Source organism: Microterricola gilva (assembly GCF_004217495.1).
Taxonomy (GTDB): domain Bacteria; phylum Actinomycetota; class Actinomycetes; order Actinomycetales; family Microbacteriaceae; genus Microterricola; species Microterricola gilva.
The window spans coordinates 3,597,007-3,615,593 of sequence record NZ_SHLC01000001.1 but is presented as its reverse complement, the minus strand read 5'-3'; the positions used below and the strand labels follow the sequence as shown (position 1 = coordinate 3,615,593).

20 protein-coding genes are annotated in these 18,587 nt (G+C 69.1%); 14 read left to right on the top strand and 6 right to left on the bottom strand.

Annotated elements, in window-relative coordinates; all coding sequences use genetic code 11:
* Positions 1-61: 61 nt before the first annotated feature.
* Complete coding sequence (locus tag EV379_RS16850) at positions 62-685, bottom strand: TetR/AcrR family transcriptional regulator (protein WP_165397398.1); 624 nt, start codon at positions 683-685, stop codon at positions 62-64.
* A 96-nt stretch (positions 686-781) separates the two neighbouring features.
* Between EV379_RS16850 and EV379_RS16845 the strand changes: the two genes are divergently transcribed.
* On the top strand, positions 782-2,086 hold the full coding sequence (locus EV379_RS16845; RefSeq protein WP_165397397.1) for an MFS transporter: 1,305 nt from the start codon (positions 782-784) through the stop codon (positions 2,084-2,086).
* A 61-nt stretch (positions 2,087-2,147) separates the two neighbouring features.
* Here the strand turns inward: EV379_RS16845 and EV379_RS16840 are convergent, their stop codons facing one another.
* On the bottom strand, positions 2,148-3,044 hold the full coding sequence (locus EV379_RS16840; RefSeq protein ID WP_130507146.1) for an aldo/keto reductase: 897 nt from the start codon (positions 3,042-3,044) through the stop codon (positions 2,148-2,150).
* A 133-nt stretch (positions 3,045-3,177) separates the two neighbouring features.
* Here EV379_RS16840 and EV379_RS16835 point away from each other — a divergent pair, with 133 nt between their 5' ends.
* From EV379_RS16835 to EV379_RS16805, 6 genes are all read left to right on the top strand, one after another.
* Positions 3,178-4,041, top strand: coding sequence for a helix-turn-helix transcriptional regulator (locus EV379_RS16835; RefSeq protein ID WP_130507145.1), 864 nt, complete (start codon positions 3,178-3,180; stop codon positions 4,039-4,041).
* A gap of 155 nt (positions 4,042-4,196) precedes the next feature.
* On the top strand, positions 4,197-5,855 hold the full coding sequence (locus EV379_RS16830; RefSeq protein WP_130507144.1) for an FAD-dependent oxidoreductase: 1,659 nt from the start codon (positions 4,197-4,199) through the stop codon (positions 5,853-5,855).
* Positions 5,856-5,967: 112 nt separating this feature from the next.
* Positions 5,968-6,231, top strand: coding sequence for a hypothetical protein (locus EV379_RS16825; RefSeq protein WP_130507143.1), 264 nt, complete (start codon positions 5,968-5,970; stop codon positions 6,229-6,231).
* Between the two features lie 84 nt (positions 6,232-6,315).
* Entirely contained in the window at positions 6,316-7,131 is an 816-nt protein-coding gene (locus EV379_RS16820; RefSeq protein ID WP_242616432.1) for a thioesterase family protein, read from the top strand.
* Positions 7,128-8,270 (top strand): glycerate kinase, encoded by a 1,143-nt coding sequence (locus EV379_RS16815; protein ID WP_242616431.1) that lies wholly within the window; start codon positions 7,128-7,130, stop codon positions 8,268-8,270. The genes EV379_RS16820 and EV379_RS16815 overlap by 4 nt, the downstream gene beginning before the upstream one ends.
* A 242-nt stretch (positions 8,271-8,512) precedes the next feature.
* On the top strand, positions 8,513-8,863 hold the full coding sequence (locus EV379_RS16805) for a YtxH domain-containing protein (protein WP_130507141.1): 351 nt from the start codon (positions 8,513-8,515) through the stop codon (positions 8,861-8,863).
* 37 nt (positions 8,864-8,900) lie between these two features.
* Here EV379_RS16805 and EV379_RS16800 read toward each other — a convergent pair whose 3' ends face one another.
* Together EV379_RS16800 and EV379_RS16795 are read right to left on the bottom strand one after the other, a co-directional pair.
* Positions 8,901-10,409 (bottom strand): sensor histidine kinase, encoded by a 1,509-nt coding sequence (locus EV379_RS16800; protein WP_130507140.1) that lies wholly within the window; start codon positions 10,407-10,409, stop codon positions 8,901-8,903.
* Entirely contained in the window at positions 10,406-11,128 is a 723-nt protein-coding gene (locus tag EV379_RS16795; protein ID WP_278044055.1) for a response regulator transcription factor, read from the bottom strand. The genes EV379_RS16800 and EV379_RS16795 overlap by 4 nt, the downstream gene beginning before the upstream one ends.
* Before the next feature lie 170 nt (positions 11,129-11,298).
* On the opposite strand from EV379_RS16795, the gene EV379_RS16790 reads away from it, so the two are divergent.
* From EV379_RS16790 to EV379_RS16780, 3 genes are all read left to right on the top strand, one after another.
* Positions 11,299-11,961 (top strand): GNAT family N-acetyltransferase, encoded by a 663-nt coding sequence (locus EV379_RS16790; protein ID WP_130507138.1) that lies wholly within the window; start codon positions 11,299-11,301, stop codon positions 11,959-11,961.
* Positions 11,962-11,970: 9 nt separating this feature from the next.
* Positions 11,971-12,456, top strand: coding sequence for a 2'-5' RNA ligase family protein (locus EV379_RS16785; protein ID WP_130507137.1), 486 nt, complete (start codon positions 11,971-11,973; stop codon positions 12,454-12,456).
* 352 nt (positions 12,457-12,808) lie between these two features.
* Complete coding sequence (locus tag EV379_RS16780) at positions 12,809-13,072, top strand: hypothetical protein (protein WP_130507136.1); 264 nt, start codon at positions 12,809-12,811, stop codon at positions 13,070-13,072.
* Positions 13,073-13,148: 76 nt separating this feature from the next.
* Here the strand turns inward: EV379_RS16780 and EV379_RS16775 are convergent, their stop codons facing one another.
* Positions 13,149-13,361: a hypothetical protein gene (locus EV379_RS16775; protein WP_130507135.1), complete on the bottom strand. Its 213-nt coding sequence runs from the start codon at positions 13,359-13,361 to the stop codon at positions 13,149-13,151.
* A gap of 184 nt (positions 13,362-13,545) precedes the next feature.
* On the opposite strand from EV379_RS16775, the gene EV379_RS17275 reads away from it, so the two are divergent.
* The 4 genes from EV379_RS17275 to EV379_RS16760 all read left to right on the top strand — a co-directional run bounded on the left by EV379_RS17275 (position 13,546) and on the right by EV379_RS16760 (position 17,087).
* On the top strand, positions 13,546-13,710 hold the full coding sequence (locus tag EV379_RS17275; RefSeq protein ID WP_165397396.1) for a hypothetical protein: 165 nt from the start codon (positions 13,546-13,548) through the stop codon (positions 13,708-13,710).
* A 2-nt stretch (positions 13,711-13,712) separates the two neighbouring features.
* Positions 13,713-13,973 (top strand): DUF7218 family protein, encoded by a 261-nt coding sequence (locus EV379_RS16770; RefSeq protein ID WP_130507134.1) that lies wholly within the window; start codon positions 13,713-13,715, stop codon positions 13,971-13,973.
* A gap of 88 nt (positions 13,974-14,061) precedes the next feature.
* Complete coding sequence (locus tag EV379_RS16765) at positions 14,062-15,162, top strand: carboxylate-amine ligase (RefSeq protein WP_130507133.1); 1,101 nt, start codon at positions 14,062-14,064, stop codon at positions 15,160-15,162.
* A gap of 113 nt (positions 15,163-15,275) precedes the next feature.
* Positions 15,276-17,087 (top strand): flotillin family protein, encoded by a 1,812-nt coding sequence (locus EV379_RS16760; RefSeq protein ID WP_130507132.1) that lies wholly within the window; start codon positions 15,276-15,278, stop codon positions 17,085-17,087.
* A 191-nt stretch (positions 17,088-17,278) separates the two neighbouring features.
* On the opposite strand, the gene EV379_RS16755 is transcribed toward EV379_RS16760, so the two are convergent.
* Positions 17,279-18,571: a serine hydrolase domain-containing protein gene (locus EV379_RS16755; RefSeq protein WP_165397395.1), complete on the bottom strand. Its 1,293-nt coding sequence runs from the start codon at positions 18,569-18,571 to the stop codon at positions 17,279-17,281.
* Positions 18,572-18,587 lie beyond the last annotated feature (16 nt).

Genomic DNA, 18,587 nt, shown 5'->3' with positions numbered 1-18,587 from the left:
TATAACTACCGAGTGTTCATTAGTTATAGCAGACGGATCGTGGCATTCACCCCGAGCGGATTCAGCTCCCCACGCGCACTCCGAGGAGGCGGTGAACCGCATCGTCGTAAGTCTTCAACACGTCGAGTTCCGGCCGGAGAAGCTTCTGCAACTGGAGCCCGTCCATCATCGCGACCAGCTGACTCGCCGCGAGGTCGGCGTCAATCGACGAGTCGATCTCGCCGGCCTGGACGCCATCCCGGAAGGCATCCATGAAGAGCTCCCGACTGCGCTCGTATCGGGCAACGAAGTACTCGTGCGCCGGATGCTCCGGGTCGGTCGCCTCGGCGGACAGGGTGATGTAGAGCCGCATGAATCCGGGGTGCTCGAGATTCTCCTGAAGGATGTACCGACCGACCGCGGTGAAGCCAGCGCCGGGCTTCGCGCGATTCATCGCGTCGAGATGCGCCATCCCCCGATGGTCCAGAGTGGCCATCAGGAGGGCCTCCTTGGTCGGGAAGTGATGCAGCAGGCCCTGCGCCGTCAGCCCGACCGCGTCCGCGACATCCTTCAGCGAGCCCTGCCGGTAGCCCTGGCGCCCGAACACCTCGACGGCGGTCTCGACGATCTGCTCTCTCCGCTTGGCACGAGGCGTCCGTGTTGCCCGCACCTGACCGTCAACTCGTTTGTTCTCTTCGATACTCACGCTCTGATCGTAGTCCGCCTCTCCGGATCTATATCTCCCGAACACTCGGTAGGTATGTATACTTGCGACACCCTCACCGAGAAAGGCCACAAAGCCGTGGAACCAACTGCCTCCCCCACCGCCGAATCCCTCCGCGACAGCGCCGTATCGACCGACACCGACGCACTCGGTCGCCCACTGAAGCCGGTATCGCGCGGATTCCAGACATCGATCTTCTTCGCCATGTTCGGCACCTGGCTCGCTCTGATGCCGGCCACGTCGATCACGCTGGCCCTCAAGATCAACCAGATCGACCCGGAGAACAAGGCCGTCAGCCTCTCACTGGTGCTCGGCGTCGGAGCCTTCGTCGCACTCGTCGCTCAGAACATCTTCGGCGCGCTCAGCGACCGAACGACCAGCCGCTGGGGCATGCGCAAGCCCTGGATCCTGGGCGGCATGCTCACCGGGTTGCTCAGCCTCGTCTTCCTCGCCTTCGCCGATTCCATTCCCACCATTGTCGTCGCCTGGGCACTCACGCAGCTGACGTTCAACATCCTGCTCTCCGGCCTCAACCCTGTCGTGCCAGACCAGGTCCCGCAGAAGCAACTCGGCCGGGTGTCCGGCCTGCTCGGACTCACCCACACCTTCGCCGCCGTCGGCGGAGCAGCCCTCGCCCAGGCCTTCCTCCCCGACGTGACCATGGCCATCCTGATCCCCGGCATCGTCTTCGCGATCACCATCGTGATCTTCCTTCTCGTGCTGCGCGATCGCACGCAGGCCAAGGAGGACGTCGCGCCGTTCAGCCTGCTCCTGTTCATCAAGGCGTTCTGGACGAGCCCGCGCAAGGCACCCGATTTCGCGCTCGCGTGGGTCTCGCGCTTCCTCGTGATGTTCGGCAACATGACGCTCTCCAGCTACCAGCTGTACTTCCTGATGGACCGCTTCGGGTTCACCGAGGCCACGGTCGGGCCGGCGATCCTGCAGCTGAGCATCATCACCGCGGTCACGACGACGGTGATGAGCATCACGGTCGGCTTCCTCTCTGACCGCCTCGCGCGCCGAAAGGTGTTCGTTCTCGTCTCGGCGATCATCCTCGCGCTTGCGCACATCCTCGCGGCCGTCGCGCCGAGCTTCGCGGTCTTCGCGATCGCCGCCGGCATCGCCGGGCTGGCTCTGGGTGTCTATCTCGCTGTGGACCAGGCGCTCATCGCTGAGGTGCTCCCGTCGCGTTCGGATGTCGGCAAGGACATGGGCGTGCTGCACCTCGCCAACGTGCTCCCGCAGACCCTGGTCCCCGTGACCGCCCCGCTCTTCCTCGCGATCGGCGGAGGACTCAACAACTACCCCGCCCTGTTCATCGGCGGTGCGATCGTCGGGATCATCGGCGCCATCGTCAACCAATTCATCAAGTCCGTGCGCTGAGGCGCACGCACCCACTCGCTCGGTCGAGGCGTGCTTCCGAGCGGGCGGGCGCCGACGACGCTCAGGCTTCGGGAACGGGCCTGCCGTACGCGGCCAGGGTGATGCTGTCGGGGTCTGGCCCGCCGCGCGTACCGGTGTCGAGGGCATCAATGGCGGCCAGCTGCTGCGGCGTGAGCTCGAAGTCGAAGACATCGATGTTCTCGGCGATGCGGGCGGCCCTGACCGACTTCGGAATCGCGGAGCGGCCCTGCTGCAGGTGCCAGCGCAGCATCACCTGCGCCACGGTCTTATCGTGCTCCCCGGCGATGGCGAGCAGCGTCGCGTCGTCGAAGGTGCTCTTCTCGCCGCCGCGGTACGAGGTGATGCCGCCGATGGGCGACCAGGCCTGGGTGAGAATTCCGTGCCGGGCGTGCAGCGCCTGGAGTTCCCGCTGCTGGAAGTAGGGGTGCACCTCGATCTGATTGACCGCGGGGACGATGCTCGTCTCGGCGAGCAGCCGCTCGAGGTGATCCGGCATGAAGTTGCTGACGCCGATCGCGCGCACCGCTCCGTCGGCGAGCAGCGTCTCGAGCGCCCGGTAGGCATCGAGCGTGAGCGTGAACTCGCTCGGCAGCGGCTGGTGCAACAGGAGCAGGTCGATGGAATCGACACCGAGCTTCGCCGCACTCTTCTCGAAGGCGTGCAGGGTGGTGTCGTAGCCGTAGTCACTGATCCAGACCTTCGTCTCGATGAACACCTCGTCGCGAGGGACGCCCGAGGCACGCAGGCCCGCCCCGACTGCGGCTTCGTTGCCGTAGGCGGCGGCCGTGTCGATGTGGCGGTAGCCGACGCGAAGCGCCTCCTGAACCGCGCCGGCGGTCTCGTCGGGAGAGGCCTGGAACACCCCGAGGCCGATGGCGGGAATCGTGACTGCATTGTTCAGCGTGAAAGTCGTCTGGGTCGCGTTCGTCTGGGTCATGTCTCCACGCTAGGCGGAGAGCACGTGCAGCTGAGAGTCACTGGCATTCACCCCCAAGCGGATGCCGCCGCGCCACGTGGGGGCGAACGCCAGTGACTCCCACGGCCGGCACCCGCTCGGCTAACGTCGCCATATGGACACCCGCAGCGACACCCGGCAGTTCCTCACTGCACTGCGGGCTCGCCTCAGCCCCGAGCAGGCCGGGCTGACCTCTTTCGGCGGGGAACGCCGCGTGCCTGGGCTCCGCCGCGAGGAAGTCGCCCAGCTCGCCGGGGTCAGCACCGCCTACTACACGCGGATGGAACGCGGCGATCTCGGCGGCGTCTCCGACAGCGTGCTGTTCGCCCTGGTGCGGGCGCTGCAGCTGACCGAGGCGGAGAGCGCGCACCTCTTCGACCTGTCCAGGGCCGCAACCGGGCCACGGCGTGAGCTCAGGGCCAAGCCGGAGCCGAAGGTGTCGCCGCGCCTCGCGCAGCTGCTCGACACGATGCGCGATGTGCCCGCGATCGCCATGAACAGGGTCTCCACCCCCGTCGCGTCGAATGCGCTCGGCCGCGCACTGTTCCCGGATCTCTTTCCCGCGGACGCCGCGCCGCTCAACCACGCCCGCTACCTCTTCCTCGACGAGCGGTCGCGCAGCTTCTACCCCGACTGGGAGGACAGCGCGCGCGGAACCGTGTCGAGCCTGCGACTGCTCGCCGGCCACGACCCCAGCGACAGGGCGCTCATGACCCTGGTCGGCGAACTCGCCACCCGCAGCCCCGAGTTCCGCACCTGGTGGGGCGGGCACACGGTGCGCACGCACACCGCGGGCAGCAAACGCATACACCACCCCGTCGTCGGCGACATCACCGTCGGCTACGAGACGCTCGAGGTGCCGTCGGCGCACGGCCTGCGCCTCGTCACCTACCTCGCCGAGCCCGGTACGCCCTCGGCCGATGCCCTCGATCTGCTGCGCAGCTGGGCGGCGGATGCCGTCGACTCCCCCACCAGCTGAGCGCCACCACCCTCAGCGTCAGCCCGGCGGCGGAGTAACGATCGTCGGCCACTCGGCACGGGCCCTGTGTCCGCTCCGAGCCCATGGCCGTCACGCGCCCGCGGCGCTACGCTGGCCTGCGCAACACGATGTCACTCAGCGACGAGGAGATCCCAATGATCGCAGCCGATGAGCTGGTCGCCATCCCGTTGTTCTCCGATCTCGGCGCCACCGAGCTCCGCTTCGTGGCAGACGCGGTCGAGGACATCCGCCTGCTCCCGGGAGAGTTCGCCGCCCACGAGGGCGACGAACGCGCCCTCTTCGTTGTCGTCAGCGGGCTGCTCGAGCTGACGAAGGAGATCAACGGGGTCGAGCGGAGGATCGCCAAACGGCATCCGGGCCAGCTCTACGGCGAGGTGCCGATGATGCTGAGCACGAAGCTGCCGGCCAGCTTCGGCGCCCTCGTGGCCTCGCGGATCCTCCGGCTGGACGTGGAGACCTTCTTCGCCCTCGCCGCGATGGCCCCGCAGGTGGCTGCAAGCGTCGGAGCCGCGGCCATGCGGAATGTCGAGGGTCTCAAAGAACTCGCCGCCGAGACCCGACGCCCGGACATGACCGTGTTCGGTCGCCAACAGGACCAGCAGATGCACGAGATCTGCACCTTCCTGCACCGCAACCGCATCCCCTTCGCGGCCGTCGACACCGGCGGCTCCGCGCAGGCCGCTCCCCCTGTTCCACTCGGCGATCAGCTGCCCGTTGTCGAGCTCGCCGACGGCACCCGCCTCATCGCGCCGAGCGTTCGCGAGGTCGCCGGCGCAGGCGGGCTGCAGCTGGAGCCAGAGCGGGGCGACTACGACCTCGTGATCATCGGCGGCGGGCCTACCGGCCTGACCGCGGCGGTCAACGGCGCGGCCGAAGGCCTGCGCACGCTCGTCGTCGAACGATTCGCCCCAGGCGGCCAGGCGGGCACGTCGACACGCATCGAGAACTACACCGGCTTCCCCTTCGGCGTCTCCGGCGATGAACTGGCCGGCAAGGCGCTGCGCCAGGCGCGCCGCCTCGGCGCGGAGATCGTCGTGACGCGGGCCGTCGAGGCGATCGATGCGGATGCCGGCACGCTCACCCTCGACGGCGGAACCGCACTCGCCGCCTCCGCGGTGATCCTGGCCTCCGGAGTGGAGTGGCGTCAGCTCCGGGTCGAAGCGATCGACCGCTTCGTCGGCAACGGCGTCTACTACGGAGCCGCACGCAGCGACTCCGGTCTCGCCCATGGCGCTGACGTCTTCATCATCGGAGCGGGGAACTCGGCCGGCCAGGCTGCCGTCTTCTTCTCGCGCCACTCTCGCTCGGTGACCATGGTCGTGCGGGGAGAATCGCTCGGGGCGAGCATGTCGCAGTACCTCATCGAGCAGATCGCCTCGAACCCCGGCATCACCGTCGTGCCGCGCTCCGAGGTCGTCGCCGTGCACGGCGGGGAGCACCTCGAGTCCATCGAGGTCCTCGACAAGGAGACCGGCACGGTGACGCACCACCCGGCCGGTGTGCTCTTCGTGATGATCGGCGCCGATGCCGTGACGGCATGGCTGCCTACGACGCTCGCGCGGGACGCGAACGGCTACGTGCTCACAGGGACCCAAGCCAGGGAGGCCGGTGGCTGGCAGCAGGACCGCGACCCGTTCGCGCTCGAAACCACGGAGCCGGGCATCTTCGCGGCCGGAGACGTGCGATCGGGTTCGGTCAAGCGCGTGGCGGCCGGTGTCGGCGAGGGCGGGATGGCCATCGCCTTCGTGCACCAGTTCCTGGCGCTCCGCAACGGGGGCAACGCGCGACGCTAGGCGCGACTGATCGCGACGCCGCGCGATGGTCTTGACTCTCCGCCCCGGCGGCGTATGCTCGTTAACCGTCGAACATTCGTTCGAATTTCACATCGTGGAGAGAGGCCCGATCATGCTCACCGCCGCCGACACCGTGACGCTCTGGCTCGAAGCCGGCGTGCCAGCTCGCATGGTCTGGCGCGGGCAGCGGTGGCGGGTCACCGATCGCCCGACCGAGCTCCTGCGCGAGGTGGACCCGCTGCCGCCGATGATCACCCACGCTCCCGTGCTGCGAGTCGGCTGGCGCTTCCAGGCGGCGGATCTGAACGGTGTCAATCGTGTTTTCGACGTCCGCCGGGCGGGAGACGGCTGGGTCCTCGAGCACATCTACGAGTAGGGCGATCCGCCCCGAACTATGCTGCTCAGGGGAGCCGGCAGCGGTGCCGGCGCACTTTCCCACAATGCATGGCGGGAGAACCACGTGGGCACGATCGAGTCGGAGTCCGGCAGCTTTTTCGAGCGGATCGACGAGCACCGCTATCGGCCGACGGCGCACAGCGGCGGCGCCTGGGATCCGGACGAGCTGCATTTCAGCCCACTCGGCGGCCTGATCGTGCACGCCATCGACCGGCATCGCGCGGGTCACGCGGATGCCGGCCTGGCTCTGTCCCGGATCAGCTTCGATATTCTCGGCCGGCTCGCCAATGACGTCTGCGAGGTCGCCGTCGCCGTGCTCCGCCCCGGCCGCACCATCGAGCTGCTCGAGGCGACGCTCTCGATCGGCGGGCGCCCCGTCATCCGTGCCCGCGCCTGGCTGCTCGCCACGCTGGACACGAGCGCCGTCGCCGGCGGCGGCGACGCCCCGCTGCCCGCCCCGGACAACCTCGACAGCTGGCCGCTGAGCTCGGTCTGGCCGGCGGGCGGGGTCGTCGACTCCGTCGACATCCGGCCGGTCGGCACCCCGCAGACCGGCCGAACGACGGCCTGGATCACCACGGACGTCGAGCTGGTCGCCGGCGAAGCGGTGAGCCCGCTCGCCGGCTACGTCACCCTCGTCGACCTCGCCAATGGCATCGCCACCAGGCAGCCGCCCTCCGAGTGGATGTACCCGAACGTCGACCTGACGATCCACCTGCACCGCCAGCCCGCGGGCCGCTGGGTCGGCCTCGACACGACGGTCGTGTTCGGCCCGAGCGGGCAGGGCATCACCAGCTCGGTGCTGCACGATCTCAGCGGGCCGATCGGGCATGCGCATCAGATGCTCACGGTGCGACCGCTCACACCGCCTCAGTCGTGAGCGCGACACCGGCGAGCGCAGCCCAGCACGGTGCACCGTTGCGTGTCGTCTTCGCGCCCGACTCCTTCAAGGGAACGGCGAGCGCGCGCGACGCGGCACGCGCCCTCGCGGACGGATGGCGCTCTGTACGCCCGGACGACGAGCTGCTGCTGTTTCCGATGGCCGACGGCGGGGAGGGCACGCTCGACGCCTTCGAGACGGCGGTCGCCGGCAGCGTCCGCATGCCCATCACCGTTCAGGGCCCGGACAACCGGTCGGTCGACGCCTCGTGGCTTCTGCTGCCCGGCGCGGCCGGGGAGGGCGAAACGGCTGTGGTCGAGCTCGCCAACACGAGCGGCATCACCCTGCTCGACCCGCTGCTGCCGCTCGACGCGCACACGCTCGGCTTCGGGCAGGCCATCGCCGCCGCGCTCGACCACGGCGTGCACCGCCTGCTGCTGGCCATCGGCGGCAGCGCGTCGAGCGACGGCGGGGTCGGGGCGCTTGCCGCACTCGGCGCGCAGTTCCTCGATGCCGCCGGTCGCCCCATCCGGCTCGGCAACCGCGGCCTGGGCCAGCTCGCGCGCGTGCGCCTTGACGGCATGCGCTCGGTGCCGGACGGCGGAGCGCAGATCCTCTCCGATGTGGGCAATCCGCTGCTCGGCCCGAGCGGCGCCGCGGCGGTGTTCGGCCCGCAGAAGGGCGCGAACCCCGACCAGGTGGACGGCATCGAGTCCGGCCTGCGCCGCCTCGCGCGCCTGCTGCCGGGAGAGGCAGACACCCCCGGCGCCGGGGCCGCAGGAGGCACCGGCTTCGGCCTGCTGCACTGGGGAGCCCGGCTCACGCCCGGGGCCGCGGCAATCGGCGCAGCGATGGGACTCGCGGATGCCGTCGCCACGGCCGCCGTGGTGATCACCGGCGAGGGGCGCTTCGACAGCCAGTCCGCGGCAGGCAAGGTGCCCGCCCACGTCGCGGGGCTCGCCGCGGGATCCGGCGCCAGCGCCATGCTCGTGGCCGGCGCGATCGAGGTGCAGAGCACCGACTTCGCCGCCGCCGTCTCGCTGAGCGAACTGGCCGGCTCGTCTGCGGCCGCGCTGGCCGAGCCGGAACGCTGGTTGCGCGCGGCGGGGGCACGACTCGCAGACACGGTGACGGGGTAGCGTCGACTTAACCCGTCGCGGCGTACAACGCCCACCCCGCACACGTCGCCTTCGTGCAGACGCGCTGGGTTCCGGAGGTTGAGTCGTTTCACGAGCTGGATCTCGTTCCGCGCGGCTGACTCAAGCCGCCCGTTTCCGTCTGTGCGCTTCGAGCGCAAGCCCTCCCGTTATCCGGCGAACGGGGTTAGCGTAATGAGATGCCCCGCCGCCCGGCGCGGGCGGGGAGCGCACAAGGAGCAACCATGAGTTCGCCAAGCGATGAGTTCACCGACAAGGCCGCACACCTCGCCGACACGGCCTCCGACAAGGCCAAAGATTTCGCCGACAAGGCGTCCGACAAGATCTCGGACGTCGTCGATGACGCTTCGGACAAGGCGGAGAAGGTCGCCGACGCCGTCTCGAGTGCGACGGGCGATGCCGTCAAGCAGGTGAAGAAGACCTTCGCGGACGCGCGCGGCAACGAGGTGTTCGACGACCCGGCCGGTTTCCTCCGCAGGCAGCTGCGTGACCGCCCTGGCGTCGTCGTTGCGGTCGCCGCGGTGCTGGCCTTCGCCATCGGCGTCTCCGCCGGGAAGAACTCCGCAGGCAAGTAGTCGAGTCGCCGGCACCCGCCTGGTGCGCCGTCGCCGTCTAGCTCGGCAAAGGCGTGCCGGGCAGGAGCACCGAGAACACCGCGCCGGCCCTGCTCGACGTCACGGAGATCGTCCCCCCGTGCGCCTCGACGATGGCATGCGCGATCGCCAGGCCCAACCCGGTTCCCCCGGACTCACGGTTCCTGGCCGCGTCGGCGCGCACGAAGCGCTCGAACAGCACGGGCACCAGGGCGTCGTCGATGCCGGGGCCGGTGTCGGAGACGGTCAGCGTCACACGGTCGCCGCGCGCGCCGTCGGCGCTGATCCGCGCCGCGACCGTCGTTCCCCGCGGCGTGTGCAGCGCGGCGTTCGAGAGCAGGTTGACGACGAGTTGGTGCAACCGTTCGCGGTCGCCGCGCACCAGGACGGGCTCGTCGGGCACCTCGCTCCGCCAGTCGTGGTCCGGGTTGCTCGCCCGCGCGTCGGCGACGGCCGTGTCGACCAGCTCGGCGAGGTCGATCTCCTCGAGCTGCAGATCGTGCCCCTCGTCGAGGCGGGCGAGCAGCAACAGCTCGCTCACGAGCGAGCCCATCCGCTTCGCCTCTGACTCGATGCGCGCCAGCGCGTACTCCGTGGTCTCCGGCAACACCTCGCTCTCCTGCCGGGTGAGTTCGGCGTAGCCCTGGATGACGGCGAGTGGCGTGCGGAGCTCGTGGCTGGCGTCGGTCACGAACTGTCGCATGCGCCGGTCGGCCGCTGAGCGCGCGGCCAGCGCGGAATCCACGTGTTCGAGCAGCCGGTTCATCGCCTCGCCGAGCTTGCCGATGTCGGTGCGGGGGTCGGCGTCCGCGCTGTCCACGCGCACCGCGATGCCGCTGTCGCCGGAGTCGAGCGGCGTCTGGATCACCGTCTCCGCGACATCGACAACGCGCTCCATCGATCGGAACAGGAGCTTGGCCAGGATGGCCGCGCTGATGACGGCGACGGCGAGCGCGAGCAGCGCGACGACCAGGTTCACGCTCGTCTGTCGCGCCTCGGCCGCGTCGGTGATGGTGAGCGGTATCGCCGTGACGAGGTACTCGCCCTCCTCCTTCGGCTGCACATCGATCCGATAGCGGCCGAGCTCGCCGAGGTCGCGCTCGCTTGTTCCAGCACCCTCCGCCGCGACATCCGCCACCGCCTGCTCTGCGGCGCCGGACAGCGTTGCGCTGTCGCCATCTGAGAATTTCGCGGCGTCGATGACGTCGCCGTTCTGCACGATCGCGATCACGGTGCCGGTTGCCTGCCCGGAGAACTCGGTGAGCGGCTTGACGAAGCCCTTGGCCTGCGCCTGCGCAGTCACCAGTTCAGGATTCCTGGGGCTCTTGCTCCGGTACTTGTCGACGGAGTGCTCGAAGGCCGAGAACGATGCCGTGAGTTGCCCGTCGACGACGGCCGTGACCGTGGAGTTCAGGGACATCCCACCGACGATGATCACGGCCAGCAGCGCGACGCCGAGGATGGCGGCTGTGCCCGCGACGAGCTGCGCCCGAAGCGACCATCCCGCGCCGCGCCCGCGCCCGCTCATTCGCCCGGCCGTAACAGGTAGCCGACACCGCGGACGGTGTGCAGCATGGCGGGGCGCCCGGAGTCGAGCTTCTTGCGCAGGTACGACACGTAGAGGTCGACGATGCTGGCGCGGCCCGCGAAGTCGTAGTTCCAGACGTTGTCCAGGATCTGTGCGCGGGTGAGGGCGCGCCGCGGGTTGCGCATGAAGTAGCGGAGCAGCTCGAACTCCGTCGTGGTGAGCACAATCGCCGCTCCGTCGCGCTTGACCTCGTAACTGCGCTCATCGAGGGTGAGGCCGCCGACGACCAGCAGGGAGTCGTCGTCGGAGATCGTCTCCGATGCGCGGCGCAGCAGGCCGCGCAGGCGGGCGACCAACTCCTCCAGGCTGAACGGCTTCGTCATGTAGTCGTCGCCGCCGGCCGTGAGGCCGACGATGCGGTCGTCGATGGAGTCCCTGGCCGTGAGGAACAGCGTCGGTGTGCCGTTGCCGATCTCACGGATGCGGCGGAGCACCTCGAGGCCGTCGGTGTCTGGAAGCATGATGTCGAGCACAACGACATCCGGCGTGCTTGCCCGGTAATGCGCCAGCGCCTCGCTGCCGTTCTGCGCGATGTCGACGATCCAGCCCTCGTAGCTGAGGGCGAGGCTGACGAGGCTGGTGAGCCCTGGTTCATCGTCGACGAGGAGCACGCGGATCGCGCTGCCGTCCGGCCGATACAGGCGCGGCAGGCGCGCCAGAACCGCGCGGCGACGAGCCGTGGCCGTCGTCGGGCGGGAAGAGCTGTCAGCTTCGTCCACGGTTCATTATCCGCACGCCCATACCCATCCCGAAGGGCGACTGCCCGATTCATAGCAGCTTCAAATAAACGCATGATCGCGCCACACCTCGGGGCGTTACCGTGTGCGGCATGTCACTCACCGCAGCCCGGACTGCGTCCACGCGCGGCACCGCGATCGACTCCGCGCGAGCAGCCGGCGGGTACGCCGCGGCCAGGGCTGAGCTGGCGGCCGACCGCACACTGGAGCGGGCGGTGTTCGCTCCGACGATTCGGACGAGCCGGCTCACGCTGCGCCCGCACACCATGGCCGATGCCGACGCGTGGTACGCGATCCAGTCGGACCCAGAGGTGCTCCGCTTCCTGCCCTGGCCGGAGCGCACGCGGGAGCAGTCGTTGACGCATCTCCGCCGGCGCACCGTGAGCACGGTTCTCGCCCGGCGCGATGACTTCCTCGCACTGGCGGTGGAACGCGACGGCACACTGATCGGCGACGTCTCGATGCACCTCCGCGTTGTCGCGCAGGAGCAGCGCGAGGTGGAGGCCGGCTGGCTGCTCGGCAGCGCCTACTCCGGCCACGGCTACGCCGCCGAGGCGGCGGGTGCCCTGTTGGCGTTCGCGTTCACCGAGCTGCGGGCGACGACGGCATCCGCGGTCATCGACGAGCGCAATGTGCGATCACTGGTGCTGGCCGATCGACTCGGCTTCCTTCGGCAACGCTGCTCGCATGGCCGCTGGCGTCTTCAGCTCACCCATCGGATGCTGCGGACGGGCACGAGCGCGAAGCGGGCCTAGACTCGGCGCATGTCGCGCCTCGTCATCGTCTTGCCACTCATCCCCCTGGGCGTCGGCGACAGCTTCGCGGTGCGGGACTGGCCTCTGCACATCACCGTGTTGCCGCCGTTCCTCAGTAGTGCAGAACCCGCCGCGATCGCGGATGCCGTGGCCACCGCCTGTGCCGAGCATGGAGCACTCCGCGTCGTGGCCGACCACGACGAGTTGTTCGGTCGCCGCCATGACATCCCCGTCACGCTGGTGCGCGAGCACCCCGCGCTGACGGAGCTGCACCGGACGCTCATCGACGCGGTGCGCCCGTTCGCGACCACGCCGGAGGAACCGGCATTCACGGGGGACGGTTTTCGCCCGCATGTCACCATCAAAGGCCTCGCCAGGGTGAACGCCGGCGAGGAGCTCACGCTCAGTCAGATCGCGATCGTCGACATGCTGCCGCGCGCGCACGCGGCCGGCCGCACGGTGCTTGCCACCTACGCACTGCAGCAGCGTCCATGACGCATCGTCACTGCGGCGTGAGCGCGAAGATGGATGCCGCTTCGAAATGTCATTCGACACTCACCCGCACGTGCACCGGCGCAGCACCCCCGAACCCCGTGAGGATGCGACATCCATTCACAGCCTGTTCAAAGTGGTTATCCACAGCCAAGTGCACATGCTGAGCGCCCCTGTTTCCGGCGTTTGCACACGTGTTCACACATTCTTATCCACAGGCAGATCTGTGAAGAAAGCTACGAAACTCTCGCCTGCTCCCCGTCCGAGGTCGGCGGCTTCGACGTACCCCCTTTCGGCTGCACCGTCTCTCGCCTAGCGTTGACAGGCAGGGACGACACTGCACGAGGAGTTGACGATGCCTGAATCCAGCGGGGCCGGCACGGCCGCACAACGCGACCAGCCACTCACGGAGGACCATCAGATGACCGAGGCGCAGAAGGTCGCCGACATCATCGCTCGCACGAGCACAGAGTTCAGCGGGCGGGCGGAGGCGATGATCAGTGCGACCCTGATCGCGCGCTTCGCCGAGAGCGGTCTCGACATCTCAAGCGTCGAGGCAGCACGGGTAGCGCACGACATCGCGCTCGCACCCAAGCTCCGCGACACGCTCGACGACTGATCGGCGCGTCAGAGCTGTCGCTGACGTTCGGGGCCGTTGTCGGTCGAGAACGTTCGGTCTGCGCTGGGCGTTCGAGTCAGTCGACCGGCTCGCCCTGCGTCCGGATGAAGTCCTTCTCCCACTCGGTCAACACCCAGCCTTCACCGTCGATGTCGCGGCCGACGATCGCCTCGATCTGACGGACGATCTCATCGGCCAATGGCGCGTCCAGGTCCCGTTGGATCCGGTGTTTGCTTGCCGCGATCAGCTGCGGCCACCAGTGTTCGATTGCAATGTGTTCGGCTGCCATGGCGCCTCCTCATCACTGTCCACACTGCCACGTCGGATGTCAAAGCAACAGGGGCGCCGCGGCTATCGCGCGCCCCTGTCAAGCCCCTTGCCGCGCCGGCCGGTGCCTGACACCGTTGAGGCTCAGCGCGCGGCCACGTCGTGAGCCGCGCATGCCTACTGCACTGCGAACACGGAGGCACCCCATGAACATCTTGCTGATCATCGTCATCGTTGTCGCTGTCATTCTCGCGATCACGGGAGGTCTGGTCCAATCGCTGAACTTCCTGCTCTGGGTCGGGATCATCCTGGCGGTGATCGCGATCATCGCGTGGCTGATCCGTTCGCTGAGCGGGCGCAACAACGTCTAGCAATGCCGGGAAACCCGAGACTGAAAGACCCTGAGCTCTACGAGGAGCTCCGTCGCGACGGCGCATCGAAGGAGAAGGCCGCCCGCATCTCGAACGCGGCGGCCGCAGAGGGGCGGGCGACCATCGGCCGCCGCGGCGGCCAGTCCGGGGACTACGAGGATTGGACGGTTTCCGCATTGCGGAAGCGGGCGAAAGAACTCGGCCTGCACCACTACTCAGGGAGGCGAAAGAGCGAGCTCATCTCAATGTTGCGCAGCCATTGACGGCAGGTCGCCTCGGGGAGACACTGACAGGGACACATCGCCGGCGACGAGACCGCGGCGCAAAGCTTCGCTTTGAGAGGGGGCCGCCATGGTCCGGTTCGGCATCGAGGAAGAGTTCATGCTGCTCGACCCGTGGCGACTGTCGCCGGTCGCCCGCGCCGAGGGTCTGCGTGAACTGCTCGCGCAGGATGCGGTTCTCGGCGACTTCGTTCATCACGAGTTCCTCGCCTCCCAGATTGAGTACTCCTCCCCCATCTGCACCCGGCTGGACGAGGCACTGAGCCACCTCGGCGCGTTTCGCTCGGCCCTCGGCTCGCTCTCCGCTCGATTCGACGCGGTTGCCGCTGGCACCGGCATGCCATTCGACACCGGTATCGATCCGCCGCTCACACCGGACGCCCGCTACGCGCGCGTGCGGTCCGACATCCGCGCGATGGTGAACGAACACCAGATCAATGCGGTTCACGTACACGTCGAGGTGGCCGATCGGGATGCCGGCATCCGCGCGCTCAACGGGTTGCGCCCGTGGCTGCCTGTGCTGCTCGCCCTCGGCGCGAACTCGCCGTTCTGGATGGGCGCAGACACCGGCTTCGGCAGCTGGCGGGGCCTGGTGCTGCGGCGCTGGGGTGTCGCAGGCGTCCCGCCGCTTTTCCGTGATGCCGATGATTACGCGAGCAGGACACAGCGCCTGGTGAAGAGCGGGGCAATTCTGGACCTGCCCACGATCGCATGGGGGGCGCGCCTGTCGGAGAGGTACCCGACCATCGAGATCCGAGTGTTCGACGCGCAGTTGCGCGCGCAGGACACTGTGCTGCTTGCCGCGCTCGCACGGGCCCTCGTGGCGACGGTCACGGCGCGCCCACCGGTGAGCGTTCCCGACCACCCCGGCGAGTTGATCGATGCCGCGCTCTGGCTTTCCGCCCGTGACGGCACGTCGAACGGGGTGTTCGACGCTCTCTCCGGCGACGTCGTGCCGGCGCGCGCGGCGGTGGCCGGGCTCGTGACGTTCATCGGAGACGCCCTCGATGAGAGCGGCGACCGCGACGAGGTCGAACGGCAGCTGCAGCGCATGCTCGCGGACGGGACGGGGGCCGAACGGCAACGGAGAGCCCACCGCACCGGCGGACAACCGGGTCTGGCTGCATTGTTCTCGATGACGCAGGAGAGCGAAGCACAGCAGACAGCCTGACGGGCGCGCGCGGGTCGCGCCCGGCGGCAATTGCTGCAAGGATTCGATGGAACGTGCTGGGGGGCGCATGCTCAACCGTCGCCCTGCGGCCCTCTCCCATCGAAAGGACCCTTGTGTTCGACTTCTGGTTCGGCCCGATTCCCGCAATCATCGGCGCCGTCGTCATCGTCTTGATCATCGCCCTGATCTACAGCAAGACGCTCTACAAGAACGCAGGGCCGGACGAGGCCCTGATCATCACGGGCAAGCGCTCGAAGCGCACCGTCGTCGACGGGCAGGCGCGCGAGACATCCGGCCAGCGCATCGTCGTCGGCCAGGGCGTATTCATCACGCCGTTCTTCCAGAAGGTGCACAAGCTCGAGCTGCGCTCCCGCGCGATCGAGGTCACGGCCCTCGCTCAGGACCGCAACGGTGTCACGATCACCGTCGACGCCGTCGCCATCGTCAAGGTCGGCGAGGAGCACGCCTCGATTCTGGCCGCCGCCCAGCGCTTCCTCGGCCAGGACAAGAACATCGACTCCTTCGCACAGGAGGTGCTCTCCGGTTCGCTGCGCGCATCGATCGGCGCCACCGACGTGATGACGATCATCCAGCGTCGCGACGAACTCGGTGCGACGGTGCTCTCGACCGCCCGCGAATCGCTCGCGAACCAGGGCCTCGACGTCGACTCCTTCGAGATCAAGGGCATCACCGACGACAACAACTACATCAACGACATCGGTCGCGCCGAGCAGGCCAAGGTGCGCGCGGCGGCCGAGGTGGCCGAGGCCGCATCGACCCGTGAGGCCCGCCAGGCCGCCATCGCCGCCGAGCAGGCCGTTGCCGAGGCCGAGGCCACGCTCGCCCTGCGTCGCGCAGCGCTGAAGCTCGACACCGACCGCGCCGCGGCCGAGTCCGAGGCCGCCCGCCCGCTGGCCGAAGCCACCGCGCAGCAGAACATCATCGAGCAGCAGGAGCTCACCGCACAGAAGCGCGCCCAGCTGAAGAAGGCCGAGCTCGAGTCCGAGGTCAACGCGGTGGCGGATGCCGAGAGCTACCGCATCCGCGTGACCGCAGAGGCACAGGCCGCCGCCGCGGTCGCCGCCGCCAACTCCTCGCGCGACTCCCGTGTCGCCGCCGCTGAGGCCGTGCGGGTCGAGGGTGAGGCCGAGGCCGGCTCGATCCTCGCCAGAGGCAAGGCGGAGGCCGAGGCCACGCGCCTGTCGGCGCAGGCCGTCGCCGAACAGTCCGACGCCCTCATCCAGCTGCGCATGATCGAGTCCCTGCCCCTGATCGCGCACGAGATCGCCGCCCCGATGGGCAACATCGATCAGCTCACTGTCATCTCGACCGACGGCGCATCGCAGCTCTCCAAGAATGTGGCCAGCGGCTTCAGCGAGGTCGACTCCGTGCTCAAGTCCACGATGGGCGTCGGCGTGCGCGAGCTGCTGAACTCGGTCGTCGGCGGGGCGGCCGGCGGCGCTGTCGGCGGCGCCGTCGCCGGGCGTGACCGGGCGGGCGCCGGAACAGACTCTGGCTCAGCGGGTTCGCGCTCCGGCGCGGGCAAGAAGGCCGCATCGGCCGGCGCCGCATCGGCGCCGGAGCTGGTCGCGGCGCCGAAGGTCGTCGCGGCACCTGCGGCTGCGGCTCCCGTTGCCGCTCCCGTTGCCTCTCCCGTTGCCCCGGCTGCGCCGGCCGTGGCACCCGTTGCGCCGCCGGTCGAGCGCGCCGCCGCGGCATCCGGCCCCGTCGACCCGGTGGTGGCACAGGCCATCGCCGCAGCCGAGACCGCCGCGGCCCAGCAGGTGCAGGCCACAGGCGCCGTGCCCGCACCGAACCGTGCAACCCTCGACGCCTTTGCCGCTGAACACGGGATCGACCCCGAGCTGGCCAGCCAGATCCTCACCCGGGTCAGCGCCAAGTTCAAGGCCGGCCGCGCCAAGTAGCCCAGCAGGCATGCCGAGGGCGGCGTTCCCACTCGTGGGAGCGCCGCCCTTTGCGTCCCCGCCGGCCCCGTCCTTCGCCCGCCCAGTCCATTGAGAGCGGCCAAATGGTCACTTGAATCGTTACAAAGCGGCCATTTGACCGCTCTCAACGGATCCTGGCGAGACGCGCGCCGAACGGATGCCTGCGGTGGCTAGCCCGCCGGGGCCGGCTGGCACACCGCAGCGGCCTGCAGCGCGGCGGTCGCCTGCTCCGCCGACCACGGCAGCTCGAGCACCGGAGCGCTCGCCCCACCGGCCGCCGGGGCCTTCGAGGCGATCGAGGCCAACTGCATGGCCAGCTGCTGGGCGAAGCCCTTGCCTGCCGTCGAGTTGTTGAGCATCACCACGACGGTGAAGCCGGTCTGCGGATCGGTGTACGCCGCGGTCAGGAACCCGGAGATCTCACCGTCATGACCGACAAGGGGTCCGAGCGTCTGCACCCCGAGGCCGTAACCCTTCCACGTCGGGGAATCGCCGCCGAGCGAGATCGTGGCCAGCTGGGCGTCGGCCGATCGCTTGCTCAGCAGGCTCCCCTCCGCCAGCACCTGCGACCAGTGCTTGAGCTCGTCGAGAGTCGAGACGACGCCGCCGGTCACGCCGGAGAGCGAGGGTGAGAGCTTCGTCTCATCGTGCATCACGGCGCAGTCCCGGGAACCATCCGCGTTCACCGCTGCTGCATAGCCGTGGGGCGCCGGCGACGCGATGGTGAGATCGTCGCCGACTGGCACACTGGTCTCGCTCAGGCCGAGCGGAGTGAAGATGTAGTCGTCGTACAGCTCAGACCAGCTCTGGCCGCTCGCCGCCGTCAGCGCCAGGCCGAGCACGCCGATCGCCGTCGCGGAATCCTGCCAGGTGGTGCCAGGCTCCGTCCTGGCCGCGGCGAGTCCGCCGGAGATCAGCTCGATGCCCGACCATTCCCGCGTCGGATTGTTCACAAACTGCGCCTGGAACTGCGCCCGGTAGTCGGCGAGGCCCGCCGTGCCCTGGCAGAGCTGGCCGAGGGTGATGCCCTCCAGCCCCGGCTGGTCCGGCAGGTACTTCGCGACCGGGTCGCTCACCGAGAGCGTGCCGGCATCCGCCAACTCGAGCATCACCGTGCAGACCATTGGCCGGTCACCGGCAGCGCTGCGGAAGTGCATGTCCCTGCTGAGCGGGGTCGAGCCTCCCACGGTGCTCACGCCCTGGGCGCTGGTCCACTCGCCGCCCCACGGGGCCCACACCCCGGCAATGGCCCCGGATGACGCAGACCAGGCGATCGCCTGGGCGAGCGCCGCGTCGAGCTGCTCGGTCATCGCCTGCGGCAGCGGCCCATCGTGTTGTTTCGGCAGCTCGGGCACGACGGCTCCGACATCCGCCGAACACGCCGCCAATCCCACCGTCAGCAGCACCATGGCGCCGGCCGCGAACAGCCGCCTCCGCCTGCCCCGTTTACTCTGTGCGTTCAATCGAGCCCCCTCGTTG